This window comes from Streptomyces sp. NPDC025793 (assembly GCF_055558375.1).
Genome location: NZ_JBVHMR010000026.1, coordinates 15,135 through 28,143, shown reverse-complemented (window position 1 = coordinate 28,143; position 13,009 = coordinate 15,135). Strand labels below are relative to the sequence as shown.

At 73.8% G+C, this 13,009-nt stretch carries 11 protein-coding genes and 1 pseudogene; 6 read left to right on the top strand and 6 right to left on the bottom strand.

Translation table 11 applies throughout. The annotated features are described in order from the left end of the window. Positions 1 to 8: 8 nt before the first annotated feature. From ACZ4MF_RS34765 to ACZ4MF_RS34755, 3 genes are read left to right on the top strand one after another with little or no spacing between them, the layout of a single operon-like run. Positions 9 to 1,202, top strand: a complete 1,194-nt coding sequence (locus ACZ4MF_RS34765) for a glycosyltransferase (RefSeq protein ID WP_467496421.1) — start codon at positions 9 to 11, stop codon at positions 1,200 to 1,202. Next, positions 1,199 to 2,704 (top strand): glycosyltransferase, encoded by a 1,506-nt coding sequence (locus ACZ4MF_RS34760; protein ID WP_467496419.1) that lies wholly within the window; start codon positions 1,199 to 1,201, stop codon positions 2,702 to 2,704. Before ACZ4MF_RS34765 ends, ACZ4MF_RS34760 begins: the two co-directional genes overlap by 4 nt. 7 nt (positions 2,705 to 2,711) lie before the next feature. After that, positions 2,712 to 3,995 (top strand): UDP-glucose dehydrogenase family protein, encoded by a 1,284-nt coding sequence (locus ACZ4MF_RS34755; RefSeq protein ID WP_467496417.1) that lies wholly within the window; start codon positions 2,712 to 2,714, stop codon positions 3,993 to 3,995. A gap of 56 nt (positions 3,996 to 4,051) precedes the next feature. On the opposite strand, the gene ACZ4MF_RS34750 is transcribed toward ACZ4MF_RS34755, so the two are convergent. The 5 genes from ACZ4MF_RS34750 to ACZ4MF_RS34730 are packed head-to-tail and all read right to left on the bottom strand — an operon-like array spanning position 4,052 to position 8,955. After that, on the bottom strand, positions 4,052 to 4,981 hold the full coding sequence (locus ACZ4MF_RS34750; protein ID WP_467496415.1) for an NAD-dependent epimerase/dehydratase family protein: 930 nt from the start codon (positions 4,979 to 4,981) through the stop codon (positions 4,052 to 4,054). After that, positions 4,978 to 6,120, bottom strand: a complete 1,143-nt coding sequence (locus ACZ4MF_RS34745) for an FAD-dependent oxidoreductase (RefSeq protein WP_467496413.1) — start codon at positions 6,118 to 6,120, stop codon at positions 4,978 to 4,980. Before ACZ4MF_RS34745 ends, ACZ4MF_RS34750 begins: the two co-directional genes overlap by 4 nt. Then, positions 6,117 to 7,166, bottom strand: coding sequence for a UDP-glucuronic acid decarboxylase family protein (locus ACZ4MF_RS34740; RefSeq protein ID WP_467496412.1), 1,050 nt, complete (start codon positions 7,164 to 7,166; stop codon positions 6,117 to 6,119). The genes ACZ4MF_RS34745 and ACZ4MF_RS34740 overlap by 4 nt, the downstream gene beginning before the upstream one ends. Before the next feature lie 38 nt (positions 7,167 to 7,204). Next, positions 7,205 to 7,993: an ABC transporter permease gene (locus ACZ4MF_RS34735; protein ID WP_467496410.1), complete on the bottom strand. Its 789-nt coding sequence runs from the start codon at positions 7,991 to 7,993 to the stop codon at positions 7,205 to 7,207. Next, positions 7,990 to 8,955 (bottom strand): ABC transporter ATP-binding protein, encoded by a 966-nt coding sequence (locus ACZ4MF_RS34730; RefSeq protein ID WP_467496408.1) that lies wholly within the window; start codon positions 8,953 to 8,955, stop codon positions 7,990 to 7,992. Before ACZ4MF_RS34730 ends, ACZ4MF_RS34735 begins: the two co-directional genes overlap by 4 nt. A gap of 248 nt (positions 8,956 to 9,203) precedes the next feature. On the opposite strand from ACZ4MF_RS34730, the gene ACZ4MF_RS34725 reads away from it, so the two are divergent. The 3 genes and pseudogenes from ACZ4MF_RS34725 to ACZ4MF_RS34715 all read left to right on the top strand — a co-directional run. Continuing rightward, positions 9,204 to 10,160 carry an AfsR/SARP family transcriptional regulator gene (locus ACZ4MF_RS34725; protein WP_467496406.1) on the top strand — a complete coding sequence of 319 codons (957 nt, stop codon included), beginning with the start codon at positions 9,204 to 9,206 and terminating at the stop codon, positions 10,158 to 10,160. 312 nt (positions 10,161 to 10,472) lie between these two features. Then, positions 10,473 to 11,531 (top strand): amidohydrolase family protein, encoded by a 1,059-nt coding sequence (locus ACZ4MF_RS34720; protein ID WP_467496404.1) that lies wholly within the window; start codon positions 10,473 to 10,475, stop codon positions 11,529 to 11,531. Positions 11,532 to 11,594: 63 nt separating this feature from the next. Further along, positions 11,595 to 12,029 (top strand): annotated as a pseudogene (locus ACZ4MF_RS34715) (ATP-binding protein); the annotation flags it as partial. 28 nt (positions 12,030 to 12,057) lie between these two features. Here the strand turns inward: ACZ4MF_RS34715 and ACZ4MF_RS34710 are convergent. Then, positions 12,058 to 12,960: a hypothetical protein gene (locus tag ACZ4MF_RS34710; RefSeq protein ID WP_467496476.1), complete on the bottom strand. Its 903-nt coding sequence runs from the start codon at positions 12,958 to 12,960 to the stop codon at positions 12,058 to 12,060. Between the last annotated feature and the right edge of the window lie 49 nt (positions 12,961 to 13,009).

Genomic DNA, 13,009 nt, shown 5'->3' with positions numbered 1-13,009 from the left:
GGCACCCCATGCGCGTCCTCGCCACCCTGACGGGCACGCCCTCCCACGCCCGCGCCATGCTCCCGCTGGTGAGGGCGCTGGCCGACGCCGGGCACGAGCTGCTCGTCGTCGTCCCGCCCAGACCCGCCCAGGTCTTCGCGGGGGAGGACGTCCGTACCGTGCCCGTCCTGCCCGAACTCGCCGACCAGGTCATGGGCGCGCTGCGGGACGGCACGGTCGCCCTGCCCGCCGACCTCGACCTGTTCGACCAGCGGCTGTGGGTCCTCACCGGCTGCGGCCCCCACGTCACCGACAACTACCGCACCCTGCTGCCGATCGCCGAGGACTTCGCGCCCGACCTCGTACTGCGCGACGGCACCGACATGGCGGGGTTCCTCGTCGCCGAGACCCTCGGCGCCGTCCACGTCCCCGCGCCGTCGGGCACCGGCCAGTTCCTCGACGCCGACGCCGTCACCGAAGCCCTCGCCGCCCACCGCGACACGCTCGGCCTGGCGCCGGAGGACGACCCGGGCGCCCTGTACCGGCACGGCCGCCTCGACTGCGTCCCCGCGGGCCTCTCCTTCGCCCGCCCCGGCGCCCCCGACGCGTTCGCCTACCAGCAGCCGCCCACCGTCACCCGCGGCGAGAGCCTCCCCGACTGGATCGCGGACCTCCCCGCCGACAAACCCCTCGTGCTCGCCGCCAGCGGCACCCTCCTCACCGGCTTCACCCCCGAGGAGGGCACCCTGCCCGACAAGGCGACCGAGAACCCCCTGTCCATCGTCCCCGAGGCGTATATCGCCGGCCTCTCCCAGCTCGACTGCACCGCGATCGTCGCCACCGGTGGCATCCCCGTCGACCCGGACCTCGCCGCGAGCCACGTCCACGTCGTCGACCACTTCCCGCAGCCCCTGCTGCTCCAGTGCGCCGACCTGTTCGCCACCCACGGCGGCTACAACAGCGTCCGGGAAGCCCTGCGCTCCGGTGTCCCCATGGCCGTCCTGCCGCTCTTCGGCGACCAGATGCACAACGCCGAACGCGTCGCCGAACTCGGCCTCGGCCTGCGCATCGAGGAAGCGGAGGCCGACGAGGTCGCCAAGACCTGCGCCCGCGTCCTCGAAGACACCGACACCGCCGTGCGTGCCCGCAGCGCACAGCGCCACATGCTGACCCTGCCGCCCGTCGAGGCCGCGGTGGACCACCTGGAAGGACTTGTGGGATGACCGTCCCGCCGCAGCCCCGCGTCCGGGGCAACGACCACGCCACCCTCACCCCGCCCCCGCTCGGCGGCTGGGAACCCCGGCTCACCGCCAGCGTCGTCGTGCCCGCGCACGGCGGCCAGGAAGCCCTCGACCTGACCCTCGCCGCGCTCGCCGCCCAGTCCTACCCGGCGCACCTCACCGAGGTGATCGTCGTGGACGACGGCAGCAGCCCGGCGATCCGGCTGCCCGAACTCGCCCCCGGGAACACCCGGCTGATCTCCTCCGCGCCCGGCGGCTGGGGCCGCAGCCACGCCGTGCGCAGCGGCTCCGAGGCCGCCGACGGCGACGTCGTCGTATGGATCGACGCCGACACCCTCGCCTTCCGCGACCACCTCGAAGCACAGCTGCGCTGGCACCACCTCGCCCGCTACCTCGTCGTCCTCGGCAGCCGCCGCGTCGTCGACTTCATGCCCGGCGACCTCACCCCCGCCGAGGTGCACGCCGCCGTCGCCGACGGCGCCGAGGACCGCCTCTACGCCATCGAGGCCAGCCGCCCCAACCACTGGATCGAGACGGTCTGCAAGGCCACCGACGACCTGCGTACCGCCGGCCCCAGCGTCGGCACCACCCTCGTCGGCTCCACCGCCTCCGCCCACCGCCACCTGCTGCGCGCGGCCGGGGACTCCGACCCGAAGCTGATCCTCGGTGAGGACAGCGAACTCGGCTACCGCCTCTCCCAGGCCGGCGGTGTCTTCGTGCCCGAGCACGAGGCCCGCTCCTGGCACCTCGGCGCGCCCACCATCGAACGCGACCAGCAGCGCCTCCTCGGCTTCATCCGCCCCCACCTCACCGACCGCATCCCCACCATGCGCCTGGGCCGCAAGGCCGTCCGCCGCCAGTGGCTCGTCCCCTACGTCGACGTCGTCATCGACACCACGGGCGCCTCCCACGACGACGTCCGCGCCAGCGTCGACGCCGTCCTGGGCGGCAGCCTCCCCGACGTCCGGGTCACCCTCGTCGGCGCCTGGGACACCCTCACCGACGGCCGCCGCAAGGTCCTCGCCGACCCCCTCGCCGACCTGCGCCTCGTCCGCGCCGAGTACGCGCACGAGGGACGCGTCCGCTTCGTCACCGACGCCGGTGACACCTCCTTCCCGGCGCCCTTCCGGCTGCACTGCACCCCCGGCTGGCGGCTCGCCCCCGAGGGACTCGCCGACCTCGTCCACGAGGCCGACACCGAGGGCCTCGGCCTCGTCCACCTCGCCGACGGGAAGCGCGTCGCCCGCCTGGAACGCACCTCGGTGGTTCGCCGCGCGCTCTTCGTCGCCGAGCAGGACGACGACCTCGACACGGTGATCGGGGAGGTCTCCGGGACGCTGGAGGCCGACGCCGGACGCTGGGGCTCACGCCTCGCGCCGGACGACGACGGCGGAGTCTCCGTGGACGGCCTGCTGGCCATGCTGGAGGAACAGGGCATCCGCAGGCCGCGCGCCGCGGGCCCGGCCGAATCGGCGGAGAGGTAGGACGGCCATGCGGGTGGGCGTATTCGGCGCGGGCTACATCGGTCTGGTGACCGGTGCCTGCCTCGCCGCACTGGGACACCGGGTCGTCGTGCGGGACATCGTCCCCGAACGGGTCGACATGCTGAACGCCGGTCAGGTCCCCATCTACGAACCCGGACTCGAAGAGCTGATCCGGGAGCACCGGGAGCGGCTGACGTTCACGCTGGACGCAGCCGGCGCCCTCGACGGGACGGAGGTCGCGTACATCTGCGTCGACACCCCGCCCACCGCCTCCGGTGACGCCGACCTCTCCCGGGTCTGGTCCGTCGTCGCCGACCTCACCGGCGCTGCGCACCTCAAGGCCGTCGTCCTCAAGTCGACCGTCCCGGTCGGCACCGGCGAGAAGGTCCGCCGCGCCCTCGACGCGGCCGGTCTCGCGCACGTCGGCTACGCCGCGAACCCCGAGTTCACCGCCGAGGGGCGTGCCGTCCAGGACTTCCTGCGGCCCGACCGGGTCGTCGTCGGCTCCTACGACGAGGCCACGGCACAGCTCGTCGCCGCACTGCACCGGGGGGTCGAGGGGCCCGTCGAGATCATGACCGTCCCCTCCGCCGAGATGGTCAAGCTGGCCGCCAACGCCCTCCTCGCCACGAAGATCACGTTCATCAACGAGATCGCCGCCGTCTGCGAGAAGACCGGCGCCGACGTCGTCGAGGTGGCCCGCGCCGTCGGCATGGACCACCGGCTCGGCCCGCACTTCCTCAACGCCGGTCTCGGCTACGGCGGTTCCTGCTTCCCGAAGGACTCCCGCGCGCTGCGCGCGATGGCCTCCAACAGCGGGTACCCCTTCCAGCTGCTGTCGGCCGTCATCGAGGTCAACGACCTCCAGCCCCGGCGCGCCGTCCAGCGCGTCAAGCGGCAGCTGGGCGGGCTCGACGGCCGGCGGATCGCCCTGCTCGGCCTCACCTTCAAGCCCGACACCGACGACATGCGCGAGGCCCCCTCCGCCGTCATCGCCTCCCGGCTCCTCGCCGAGGGCTGCGAGGTCACCGGCTGGGACCCCATGGCCCGCCTGCCCACCACCGGCCCCTGGACGCGGGTCCGCCGCGCCAAGACGGTCGCGGAGGCCGCCGAGGACTGCGACGCGCTGATCGTCGTCACCGAGTGGGCCGACCTCCAGGACACCGACTGGGCGGAGGTCGCCGGGCGGATGCGCGGCACGCTCCTGTACGACGGCCGCAACGCCCTCGACCGGGAGAAGCTCGGCGCGCTGGGCTTCACCTGCATGGCGGTGGGACGCGTCACCGTCTGACACATGGGGGAGGGGGCCCGGACTCCCCGGTCCGGGCCCCCTCTTTGTGCTCATGTTCACCGCAGGGAGTCGAGCACTCCCGGGATCCCGTCCTCCAGCGACACCCGGGGCCGCCACCCGAGCTGCTCCTCCGCCCGCTCCACGGCGAGGCAGATCCGCCGCACCTCACCGGGCAGCGCCGGCTCGTGGACGGGGGCGGCGTCCGAGTCCAGAGTCTTCGCCAGCGCCGCGTGGATGTCGAGCACCGACGTCTCCACGCCCGTACCGATGTTGATGAGCCCGCTGCCCCGCTCCAGAGCCCGCACGAACGCGTCGGCGACGTCGGCGACGTACACGTAGTCCCGCGTGTTGTGGCCGTCGCCGAACACCAGGCACGGACGGCCGCCCAGCAGCCGCTGGGCGAAGATCGCGATCACCCCGGCCTCGCCCTGCGGGTTCTGCCGGGGCCCGTAGACGTTGCCGAGCGCCAGACAGGCGTACGCCATGCCGTGCTTCTCGGCGAACAGGCGGACGTACTCGGTGCCCGCCTTCTTCGACTGGCCGTAGAACGAGCGGGGGGACAGCGGCGCGTCCTCCCCGATCGGCAGCGCCTGCGGCTCGCCGTAGATCGTGCCGCCGCTGGACGCGAACACCACCTTGCCGGTGCCGGCCTCCTGGGCCGCGACCAGGACGTTCAGCAGACCCGTGAGGTTGCTGTGCGCGTCCAGCCGGGGATCCCGCATCGACACCGACACCGAGGGCTGCGCGGCGAGGTGCAGCACCGTCTCGGGACGCACCCGGCGGATCACCTCCGCGGCCTCGGCGGACGCGATGTCCACGACGTGCAGATCGGACTCGGCGAGGCCCAACTCCCGTGCCGTGTCGAGGTTCTGGACGAGACCGGTCGACAGGTCGTCGATCACGCTGACCGCGTGTCCCGCCCGCAGCAGCGCGTCCACGAGATGCGAGCCGATGAAACCCGCCCCGCCCGTGACGAGAACGTTCACGACACCGCCTGCGAGAAGAAGCCGTGCACCTCGTCCGCGCACGCCATCGCCTGGGCGATCGCCTCGTCCTGGTTGATGTACACGTAATTCGCGAGGCGCCCGCAGTAGAACACCGGCAGCGGCGCGTTCTCCCGGATCGACTCCTGGAGCGAGACGTTGAGCTTCTCGTAGCGGGAGTCGACCGTCGGCACCGGATAGTGCCGGTACGGCGCCCCCGGGTACTCCTCGCTCACCACCGTCGCCCCGATCCGCTGCCCGGTGGCGTGCTTGGTCTCGATGGTCCGCGTGTAGGAGCGGCGCAGCGAGGGCCGGTTGACCTGGTAGCCGGGGGTCAGCGTGGCCGCCGGGTCGTCGAGCGGGACATAGCGGGACACGGTCCGGATGCCCCGCCACTCCAGGGCGTCCGGCTGCCCCGCGAAGTCGTCCAGCGCGGCCGTGATGACGACCGCGTCATGCTCGCGGGCCAGGTCGTCCAGGTCGGTGTGGTCGAGGGTCGCGCCGACCGTCACCGGGACCGGCTCGGCGATCCGCTCGATGATCTCCTGGAAGCCGCGCTCCGGGTAGAACTCCCACGGGTCGCGGAACAGCCGGCGGTTGCCGTCGGTGCGCAGGTCGAGCCGCTTCGGCGCGAAGTCCGCGGACAGCTCGGCGGGTTCACGCCCCCATTGCTTGATCGTGTAGTCCCGCACGAACAGGTCGTACAGCGTCGGGCCCATGATGGACTCCGAGTACGCCTGGAAGTTCGCGGTCGACGGAGTCTCGGGCAGGTTCGCCAGCTCCTTCTCGATCCGCCCCCACAGCGGGAGTTCCCGCATCTCGTCGACCTGCGGCGGCCAGGACAGGTAGCGCGGGTCCTCCTCGTCGTCGAGGAAGATCTCGGTGAGCACCTTGTGCTCGAACGCCCGCCGCATGCCGTACCGCTGCACGAAGGCGGCGACCTCGGCGTTCGACGTGTGGAAGATGTGCGGCCCGTTCGGCTCGAACACGACTCCGCCGAGGACCTCGGAGCGGGAGTGCCCGCCGAGCTGCTGGTCGCGCTCGAACAGGTGGACGCGGTAGCCCCGGTCGAGGAGGAGGCGGGCGGCCGTGCAGCCGCTCCAGCCGCCGCCGATGATCGCGATGCTGGGGGTGGTGGTCATCGGGGAGTGCCTCCGGTAACGGCCTTGGCGTGGGCTTCGGTCTGGCTCTTGGCTTCGGTCTGGCTCTGGGTTTCGGTCTCGTTCTGGGCGAACCACTCGACGGTCCGCTTCAGACCGTCGGACAGGGCGACGCGCGGCTCCCAGCCGAGCCGGGTCCGCGCACGCTCGATGTCCGGCCTGCGGCGCCGGGGGTCGTCCGGGTGCGGCGGGATGTGGGTGAGGGGGGAGCGGCTGCCGGTGATCTCCACGATCAGCTCCGCGAGTTCGAGGATGGTGATCTCGTTCGGGTTGCCCAGGTTCACCGGGCCCGCCTCCGCGCGGTCCAGCAGCGCGACCAGGCCGTCGACCGTGTCGTCCACGTAGCACAGGGACCGCGTCTGACGGCCGTCGCTCATCACCGACAGCGGCTCGCCGCGCAGCGCCTGCGTGATGAACGCCGGCACGACCCGGCCGTCGTCGGCGCGCATCGACGGGCCGTAGGTGTTGAAGATGCGGGCGATCCCCGCGTCCAGCCCGAACTCCTTGCGGAAAGCGACCGTCATCGTCTCCGAGAACCGCTTCGACTCGTCGTACACGGCACGCGGCCCGACCGGGTTGACGTTGCCCCAGTACTCCTCGGTCTGCGGGTGCACCAGCGGGTCGCCGTACACCTCGGAGGTGGACGCGAGCAGGAAGCGGGCGCCCTTCTCGCGGGCCAGCTCCAGCATGTTGTACGTGCCGTGGCCGCCGGCGCGCAGCGTCGCCACGGGCAGGTTGAAGTAGTCGACGGGGGACGCCGCGCACGCGAGGTGGGCGATCGCGCCGACCGGCCCGTTCACGGTGAGCGGCTCGGTGACGTCCGCCTCCACGAACCGGAACCGGGGATGCCCGGCCAGGTCGGCGACGTTCGCCAGGCGGCCGGTGCACAGGTTGTCGACGCAGACCACCTCGCGGCCCGCGCCGAGCAGGACACGGCACAGGTGGGAGCCGAGGAAACCGGCACCGCCGGTCACCACGACCCGTTCGGGCACGGGCGAGGCGCCCGTCGATCGAGCGGCGTCGCTCATGGCCAACTCCTTAACGTTCCGGTGTGGGGCGAGGGGGGTCAGTCCAGCGCGCGCCGGTAGAAGCCCCGCACGGCCAGCGCCCCGAACAGCAGGACGGAGACCACGAGGACGGCGACGTCGACGGACAGGGCGATGTGCGGGACCTGCGGCGCGGTGACGGCCCGCAGGGCTTCGCTGAGGTAGGTGAGGGGGTTGACGGCGCACAGCACCTGGAACCACAGGGTGTGCCCGAGTGCGGGCCACGGGTACTGCGTGGCGCCGGTGAAGGTGAGCGGGGTGACCGCGATCGCGAACCAGACCGCGATGTTGCGGGACTCCACGCTCGTGCCGAGCAGCAGCCCGGCGGCGGCCCCGGACAGCGAGCCGAGGACCACCAGCGGCGCCACCACCAGCAGGTCGCCCGCGGACCACACCGTGTCGAGGAGCAGGAACCCGACCGGCAGGATCACCACCGCCGACAGCACCCCGCGCAGCGCCCCGAACGCCATCTTCGCGAGCGCCACCACATAAAGCGGCGCCGGCAGCAGCAGCCGGTCCTCCAGCTCCCGCGTCAGGTCGAAGTCGAAGACGAGGCCCAGCGCGGTGTTCTGCAGCGCCCCGAGGAACGCGGTCAGCGCGATGATCCCCGGCAGCAGCACCGGCGCGTAGTCCGCGCGGACGTACCCGATCTCGGTGAGCACCTTGCCCATCACCAGCAGCATGAAGAACGGCTGGACGACGGTCTGCGCGAGCACCCTCGGCAGTTCGCGGACCATGATGAACAGGTCCCGCCACAGCGTCGTGCGGAACCCGTTCCAGGCCCGCGTCACCGATGTCGTCGCGCTCAACGCAACCCCCTGCCGGTCAGCCGGATGAAGACGTCCTCCAGGCTCGGCCGGCGCACGCCGACGTCGCGCACCTCGCAGCCGTGCTCGCCGATCACGCGCAGCACGCGCGCGAGGAGGGGAGTGGGATCGGCGCTGGTGTGCAGCCGCAGCCGGCCCGGCGTGTCCTCGCCGACCGGCTCGACCGCCGAGACGCCGGGCTCCCGGGCGAGCGCCGCCGCCAGCTCCCGCACGTCGCCGTCCACCGCCAGGTCGACGGCCGTGCCGCCGGGCAGGGACGCGGTGAGGGCCTTCGGCGTGTCCAGGGCGATCAGCTTGCCGTGGTCCATGATGCCGACGCGGTCGCAGAGGCGGGCCGCCTCCCCCATGTCGTGCGTCGTGATCACCACGGTCACGCCCCGGGCGTGCAGCGCGGTCAGTTTGTCGTACACGAACAGGCGCGACTGCGGGTCGAGGCCGGTGGACGGCTCGTCGACGAACAGGACCGACGGCTCGTGCATCAGCGCGCGGGCGATCTTCACCCGCTGTTGCTGGCCGCCCGACAGCTGGCCGACCTTCGCGCCGGCCCGGTCGGCGAGGCCCATCTCCGCGAGGAGACCGTCCGCCCGCTGCCGCCGCACCGTGCGCGACAGACCGTGGTACAGGCCGTGCATCAGCAGGTTCTGGTGGATCGTCAGGCCCCGGTCGAGGTTGTTGTACTGGCTGACGACGGCCAGCCAGCGGCGCGCCTCGGCGCCGTCGCGCAGCAGGTCCACCTCGCCCACCGACACCTCGCCCTGCGTGGGCAGCACCCGGGTCGTCAGCACCCCGATCGTGGTCGTCTTCCCCGCGCCGTTGGGACCCAGCAGCCCGAAGATCTCACCCCGCGCCACCGAGAACGTCAGCCCGTCGATCGCCGGACGGTCCCGCTTCGGGTACCACTTCACGAGGTCCCGGGTCCGGACGGCCTCCTCAGCGGACGCCACGGCACAGCCCGTCGCCACCGGCAGTCATCACCCGCATCGCACTTCCCTTCGAACGCCCCGCAGCCTGTGTGCAGGCTCGCCGCCGCGCCCCCGCACGGGCCAGGGAGCCGTGCCATCGGCCGCTCATCAGCAGGTAATCCGCGGCCCGCTGCGCTGCGGAAACCCTTAGTCCTGCCCCAAGTCCCTGGAAATCGCAGGTGTGTTCGCGTTTCGATGCGGAACACCAGATCACGAGAGGACCCCCACCGATGCTCGTGCGCACCCTGGAGACCGTCGACCTCACCGTGGCCGGCTCCTCCCTCCCCCTCGGCGGCCCCAAACACCGGGCCCTGCTGCACTACCTGGCCCTGCGGGCCAACACCGTCGTCGCCGTCGACGAACTCCTCGCCGCCCTCTGGGACGGCCCCCCGCCGCGTACCGCCCGCAAGATGGTCCAGAACGTGGTCTCCGAACTGCGCTCCGGGATCGCCGCCCAGGAGTGGTACGCCACCGACGCCGGCGGCGGCCGGGCCCGGCGCTTCCGCCAGGCCGTCCTGCTCACCCACGGCCCCGGCTACGTCCTGCGCGTCGACCCCGCCGAGGTCGACGCCCTCGCCTTCGCCCGCCGCGCCCGCGAAGGCCTCGACCTCCTCGAAACCGGCGCCGACACCGAGGCCCTCGACCTCCTGCGGTCCGCCCTCGCCCTGTGGCCCCACCCCGCCCCGGCGCCGGGACCCGCCGCCCGCTGGCCCGAACGCCGCGCCCTGGACCTCCTGCGCGCCCAGGTCGTACGCCGCCTCGCCGCCGGCGCCGGGACCGTGCTCCTGCTCTCCACCGAGAGCCGCCGCGCCGCCTTCGACGCCGGGACCGCCTTCGGGCACGAGATGCGGGTCGCCCGCGAGATCCGCGCCCAGATCGACCGCCGACAGGGCGCCGTCTGCACCGAGTTCGGGTCCCTCAGAGTCGCCGTCTTCCCCGAGGAGGCGACCGCTGAACTCCCCGGCCTGGAGCGGGCGAGGGCCGCCGCCGCCGCCGTCCGCGCGACCCTGTCCGCCGAACGCCGCACGACCGTCACCGCACTGCTCATGCCGGACCGGACGATCCACGGGGGCCGCGAGCGCGTCGCGCCGGCCGTCGTCGACGAGGGTCTCGCGGCCCTCGCGGCGACGGCACCGGGCACGACACGTGTACACGTGTCGGGGGCGGACGCGGAGAACGTGGCGTGACGCCGCCCGGCACCTGCCCCGCTTCTCCTCGGGGAAGCGTGACACCGCCCGGCACCTCTGCCTCGCTTCCCCTCGGGGAGGTGTGATGCCGCCCAGTACCCGCCTCACCTCCCCGAGGCACGGCCCGCCTCCCGCCCCGGGCAGGCCCGCCGGACCAGGGCACCCGAGGTCCTGCACGCGCCGAGGCCCGGCGACGCGGAGGTCCCACAGGCGCCGGCGCCCGGCGACGCCGAGGACACCCTCGCCCCCGACGTCCGCCGCACCCTCCGACGCCACCCGCCCCGACCCGCCCCGCACGACTGGAGCCACCCCATGACGGTGTTGCGCATCCGCGGCAGAGCCCTCCCCGACGGCGAGTACGTCGACCTGTACGCCGACGGCGACCGCTGGACGACCGACCCCGTGCCGAACGCCGAACTCGTCGGCGAGGGCTGGCTCCTGCCCGGACTCGTCGACGCCCACACCCACCCCGGCCTCGCCGAGGAGTACGGCAGCGCCCTGGACGCCGACCTGCTGCGCGAGGACCTGCACCGCCATGTCGACGCCGGGGTCACCGCGATCCGCGTCCCCGGCCTGCCGAGCGACCCTCCCGACTGGTTCGGCACCGCGCCCGACGTGCCGCGCGCCTGGCAGGCCGGACGCTGGATCACCCAGCACGGCCAGTACTTAGAGGGCTGGGCCCACCGCCTCGACCACGCCGAGATGGCCGCGCAGGCCGCCGCCCAGGCCCGCCGCACCGGCTGGGTGAAGTTCGTCGTCGACTGGGTCCACGAGGGCAACCCCATCCCCGTCGACGTCCTCACCGAGGCGGTGGACGCCGTCCACGCGGCCGGCGGCCGGGTCGCCGTCCACTCCATGCACGAGGCCGGGGGAGAGGCCGCCGTCCTCGCGGGCGTCGACTCCATCGAGCACGGCATGTGCCTGGACCCCGCCCTGCTGGACCGCATGGCCGCTCAGGGCACCGCCCTCATTCCCACGCTGGCCATGGTCGTCGCCCCCACCGAGGCCATCCGTGCCAACGCCCCCGAGGGCGCCCCCCGCGAGTGGTACCTGCGCGGCGCCGACGCCCACCCGAAACTCGTTGCCCAGGCCGTGGAGGCGGGCGTCTCCGTCCTCGCCGGCACCGACACCCGCCCGCACGGCGGGGTCGCCGGCGAGATCCGCGCCCTCGTCGACGCCGGCCTGCGCCCCCACGACGCCCTCGCCGCCGCCTCCTGGACCGCCCGCGCCTGGCTCGGCCTGCCCGGCCTCGTCCCCGGCGCCCCCGCCGACGCCGTCCTCTACGACCGCGACCCCCGCACCGACCTGAGCGTCCTCGACCGGCCGTCGGCGGTCGTCCTGCGCGGACGGCGGGTACGGCCCCGGATCTGAGGAATTCGGCCGACGCCGCACGACAGGCAATGATGGAGGGGTGCTGAGAACACCGAAGGACCGCTGAGAGGCCGTAGCGCCGAACTCGCCCGACGCCAGGACGCCGTAGCGGACGGCAGGACGCTGCTCCTGCTCGGCGAGGCCGGCACCGGCAAGACCCGGCTGCTCAAGGTCGCCGCCGACGCCGCGCGCCGCGCCGGCACCACGGTCCTGACCGCCCGGGGCAGCGAGGCGGAGGCACACCACTCCTTGGCCTCGCTCCACCAGCTCCTGCTGTCCGTCCTCACCCACGCCGCCGCCCTCCCCGACCACCAGCGCACCGCCCTGGACACCGCGTTCGGCATCACCCCAGCCCGCGCCCCGGTCGTCCCGACCCACCTGCGCATGGCCGTCCTCACCCTCCTCACCGAGGCCGTCCGCCACGCCCGCCTCCTCCTCACCGCCGACGACGTCCAGCACGCCGACCGCGACCCCCTCGACGTCCTCGGCTTCGTGCTGCGCCGCACCCCCGGCATCCCCGCCCTGTTCACCGCCCGCGGCCAGACACCCCCGGCCGGGCGTCCCCGCCGACCTGCCGACGCTGCTCCTGGGCCCCCTCGGCGACCGCGCCGCCGCCGCTCCTCGACGCCCAGCCGCACGCCCCCACCGGCCGCGCCCGCAGCGAACTCCTGCGCCAGGCCCACGGCAACCCCCTCGCCGTCATCGAACTGTCCCGCGCCGCCGAGGACGGCGTCCTGCCCGGCGGCGCCTCCCGCAGCCCGAACGCATCCAACGCCTGTACGCGGCCCACCTGCCCGCCCTCCGCGACACCACCCGCCGCCTGCTGCTGTACGCGGCGGCCTCCCAGTACGACGACCTCGTCACCGTCATGGACGCCGCCGGCGCCGGAAGCGACCTGGCGGCCTGGGCCTCCGCCGAAGAAGCCGGCCTCGTCACGGTCGCCGACGGCCGCGTCCTCTTCCGCCACCCCCTGGCCCGCGCCGGCTGCTGCTACCACGCCGCCCCCGCGCACGAGCGCCAGCGCGCCCACCGTGACCTCGCCGCTGCCCTCACCGACGATCCCTCCCGCCGCGCCTGGCACCTCGCCACCGCCTGCCCCGGCCGCGACGAGAGCGTGGCCGCCGCCCTGGAGGACACCGCCCGCCTCGCCGAACGCTGCGGCGGCTTCCACGCGGCGGCCCGCGCCCTCCAGCGCGCCGCCGAGTGCGGCGCAGCCCCCGCCGACCGCGCCCGCCGCTGCGCCAAGGCCCTGCACGCCGCCACCAACGCCGCCGACCCCTCCTGGGTCCGCGAGCTGTACGACCGGGTCACCGCCCTCACCGACGACCGGGACGTCCTCGCCATGGCGGCCTGCGGCGTCGGCATGGCTCTCTCCCTCGACGGCCACCAGCGCCAGGCCGCCCAGGTCCTCACCGACGCTCTCGAACACACCCCGTCCACCTCGGGCATGACGACGTTCGCCCTCACCAGCGTCCTCG

Bases quoted from the DNA above. Each gene is read 5' to 3' on its own strand.
- ACZ4MF_RS34765 (WP_467496421.1), top strand. From the start codon at position 9: ATGCGCGTCCTCGCCACCCTGACGGGCACGCCCTCCCACGCCCGCGCC.
- ACZ4MF_RS34760 (WP_467496419.1), top strand. From the start codon at position 1,199: ATGACCGTCCCGCCGCAGCCCCGCGTCCGGGGCAACGACCACGCCACC.
- ACZ4MF_RS34755 (WP_467496417.1), top strand. From the start codon at position 2,712: ATGCGGGTGGGCGTATTCGGCGCGGGCTACATCGGTCTGGTGACCGGT.
- ACZ4MF_RS34745 (WP_467496413.1), bottom strand. From the start codon at position 6,120: ATGACCACCACCCCCAGCATCGCGATCATCGGCGGCGGCTGGAGCGGC.
- ACZ4MF_RS34740 (WP_467496412.1), bottom strand. From the start codon at position 7,166: ATGAGCGACGCCGCTCGATCGACGGGCGCCTCGCCCGTGCCCGAACGG.
- ACZ4MF_RS34725 (WP_467496406.1), top strand. From the start codon at position 9,204: ATGCTCGTGCGCACCCTGGAGACCGTCGACCTCACCGTGGCCGGCTCC.
- ACZ4MF_RS34720 (WP_467496404.1), top strand. From the start codon at position 10,473: ATGACGGTGTTGCGCATCCGCGGCAGAGCCCTCCCCGACGGCGAGTAC.